This window comes from Bartonella sp. MM73XJBT, assembly GCF_028618465.1.
GTDB lineage: Bacteria > Pseudomonadota > Alphaproteobacteria > Rhizobiales > Rhizobiaceae > Bartonella.
The window spans coordinates 1-796 of record NZ_JAQISY010000122.1 but is presented as its reverse complement, the minus strand read 5'-3'; the positions used below and the strand labels follow the sequence as shown (position 1 = coordinate 796).

Sequence of the window (796 nt, the reverse complement as noted above, 5' to 3'; positions counted from 1 at the left end):
AAATAAATTTAATTCTTTTTGCGCAATATCTTTATCTTTCGGATAATTCGTTTACTACAGCCATTGGTTCAAGATTTGCTACATTTAAACTGTAATCATCCCTCCCCCATTCACATTTTTCTAATACAGCACGAGGAATTTTAACAAGTGTTAGATTGTCAAAAGATTCTGCCTTTGCATCGAAGGCTGCACAACATATAAGCAGAGTACGATGAGAGCCAACCTCATCGCTGATAGCGCGTAATTGTTCATGTGTTATAGCGTTTGTTGTTACATAAATATAATCTGTTTCAGTTGAATACCCTTGCATCCAATAATGACTCTCATCAGGTGCATAAGTAAACCCCATATGTTTGCACATAGCTTCTGAAAGCATGGCAGCATTATATTCACGACTAATAATCCATTGCCCCCATGGATCTTTTTGCAAGAGAGAAGGAGCAAGGCGATAATAGCGAAAGCCACCTCCACCTTGCCAATTTACACTTTTAGAAATACCACCTTGATCAGTGCCATCAATCACCTGTTTTAAACGAGGAATAATATGGGTATGGCAATGTTCACCAAGTTCAATCATAATCCATTTGCGTCCCATTTTATGAGCAACGGCACCGGTAGTGCCAGAACCAGCAAAGGAATCCAGTACAAGATCACCAGGATTGGTGGCAAGTTGAATAATACGCTCTATGAGCTTTTCAGGTTTTGGAGTAGCAAAAACATTATCAGAATTAAAGACTTTAACTTCTCTCTTTGCATCTTGATTATGCCCTACTTCTGCATAAGGCCAAATAGTCAT

At 38.7% G+C, this 796-nt stretch carries 1 pseudogene; it reads right to left on the bottom strand.

Annotated elements, in window-relative coordinates:
- Positions 1-796, bottom strand: a pseudogene (locus tag PVV69_RS09955) (DNA methyltransferase); the annotation flags it as partial.